The sequence below is a fragment of the Elioraea sp. genome, from assembly GCF_051860475.1.
In the GTDB taxonomy this organism is placed as follows: domain Bacteria; phylum Pseudomonadota; class Alphaproteobacteria; order Acetobacterales; family Acetobacteraceae; genus Elioraea.
In genome coordinates this window covers 1-2,285 of sequence record NZ_JBHYDW010000151.1, presented here as the reverse complement: position 1 = coordinate 2,285, position 2,285 = coordinate 1, and the positions used below count along the sequence as shown (strand labels likewise).

Below are 2,285 nucleotides of genomic sequence, written 5' to 3'. Positions count from 1 at the left end.
GTGGAGGCGCCGCTGACCCGTCGCGGATGGGCGATGATCGCGGGATCGCGCACCGGCACCGAACCGGCGGCAGCCAGGGCCACGTAGGCTGGCAGCCGGGCGTCGGGCGGCGGCGGTGCCAACGGCAGACCGTGCGGAGCGGAGAGCAGCGCGAGGTCGAGCTCGCGGCTGACGGCGAGCAGCCTCGCCTCGGCGATCGGGCCCTCGGGCCCGCCGCGCCGGACGAGCACGGGGTCGCCGGACGCCAGCCCGGCGACGAGGTGGCCGGCGGTGGCCAGCACGCCGCGCTCGAGCGGAAAGGCCGAGCCGATCGCGCGGGGGGTGATCACCGTGACGTGCAGCAGGAGCGGATCGGTGAGCGCGGCCGATGGAGCCAGGATGACGCGGCTCGCCTCGCCGGTGCCCGCGGCGTCGCGGCCCGCGGCCGGTGGCGCCAGCCCATCTCCGAAGACCGCAAGCGCAGCGGCGAGCGCGGTGGCAACCGCGGGACTGGATTGTCGCACGAAGGGCCACTCCAATGAGCGCCCTTCTGGCGCGAGGTCTTCACCGCGCGTGCTACGCCATGACCTGTGAGCGGAGCGTTAAGGGGTGCGGGTTTGCCCCCGTGCAACGTCCAATTTTTTATTGTTGCCTCAAAGCAACCCTCACGTGTACACGCTTTATTAACTAAGTCTCTGGGGTGAGTTTCTGAACATGCACCGTACTCCTTGGAGGGCGTCGCCTGCGGCGCCGCCCTTCGGCTTGACGCCGCGCTCTCTGCTGCTCGCTGGCGCCGCCCTGGTGGCCCTTGTCCCACCGTCCTTGGCCCAGGCCCCGCAGGGCGGCATCGTGGCGCATGGCTCGGCCGCGATCAGCGCGACCGCCGCCGAGACCCGCGTGCAGCAGTCCACAGACCGGGCGATCATCGACTGGCGCAGCTTCGATGTCGGCCGTGACCACCGCGTGGCGTTCGAGCAGCCGGGCGCACGCTCGGCGACCCTGAACCGCGTCAATTCCGGACGCGGGAGCACGATCGCGGGGCAGATCACTGCGCCGGGCACGGTCATCATCCAGAACAATCACGGCGTGGTGTTCGCCGGCACGGCGCGCGTCGATGTCGGCAGCCTGGTCGCGACCAGCCGGACGGTTGATGCCGGGCGCTTCGCGGCCGACGGGCGGCTCGAGCTGCGCGGCGGCGAGGCAGCCGGCGCGCGGGTCGAGAACCAGGGCAGCATCACCGTGCGCGAGGCCGGGCTCGCGGCGCTGGTTGGCGGGCGCGTGGCCAACTCGGGGACCATCGTCGCGCGCCGCGGCACGGTCGCGCTGGCCTCCGGCGACACGACGACGATCGACCTGGCCGGCGACGGCGTGGTGCAGATCGTGGTCTCGGGCGATGCGGGCCGTGCCGACGCGGGTGTCGAGAACACCGGGCTGATCGATGCCGGCGGCGGACGCGTGGTGCTGTCGGCCGGCACGGCCGCCGGGCTGCTGTCCTCGGCGATCAACACCTCCGGCGTGATCCGCGCGGCCTCGGCCGACGGCGCGGGCGGGTCGATCGAGCTGGTCGGCCGCGGGCAGGGGACGGTTCGGGTCGCCGGCACCCTGGACGCGTCCGGCGCGACGCGCGGCGGCGCGGTCACCGTGACCGGCCAGGATATCCGCGTCGCCTCGACCGCGCGCGTGAGCGCATCCGGGCGTGCTGCGGGGGGCAGCGTGCGGATCGGCGGCGACCGTCAGGGCACGGGCACGCTGCGCCGGGCCGAGACCACCACAGTCGAGGCCGGCGCGCGGATCGAGGCGCGCGCGAGCGCCGGAACCGGCGGCAGCGTGATCCTGTGGGCCGACCGCGAAGGGCGCTTCGACGGGGCGATCTCCGTCGGCGGCCTCACGGACGGCGGCTTCGCCGAGACCTCGGCGATCCACCTGCTGGAGATCGGCGATGCCGCCTCGGTCGATGTCGGACCCGGCGGGCACTGGCTGATCGATCCGATCAACATCACGGTCGACGCAGCGCTTGCGGCGACCATTGTCGGCACGCTGGATGGCGGCGGCGATGTCACGGTGACCACCGAACAGCCGGGCGCGCAGATCGGCAATCTGGTGGTCAACAGCAGTATCGTCTGGAGCGGCGCCGGCAACCTGACGCTGTTCGCCAACAACAACATCAACATCAACGACAACGTCGCTGTGACGACCTCCGGCGCCGGCAGCCTCGAGGCGCGCGCCCTGGTGGATACCTCGATCGCCGGGCCGGTGACGAGTACCGGGACCGGCACTATCCGGGTCGACACCGGCCGGAACATGAT

Annotated in this window: 2 protein-coding genes; one reads left to right on the top strand and one right to left on the bottom strand. The window is 72.6% G+C overall.

The annotated features are described in order from the left end of the window. On the bottom strand, window positions 1–503 hold a 503-nt coding region (locus ACTIFU_RS19830; protein ID WP_439580050.1), incomplete at its 3' end, for a hypothetical protein. Window positions 504–741: 238 nt separating this feature from the next. On the opposite strand from ACTIFU_RS19830, the gene ACTIFU_RS19825 reads away from it, so the two are divergent. Beyond that, on the top strand, window positions 742–2,285 hold a 1,544-nt coding region (locus tag ACTIFU_RS19825), incomplete at its 3' end, for a two-partner secretion domain-containing protein (protein WP_439580049.1).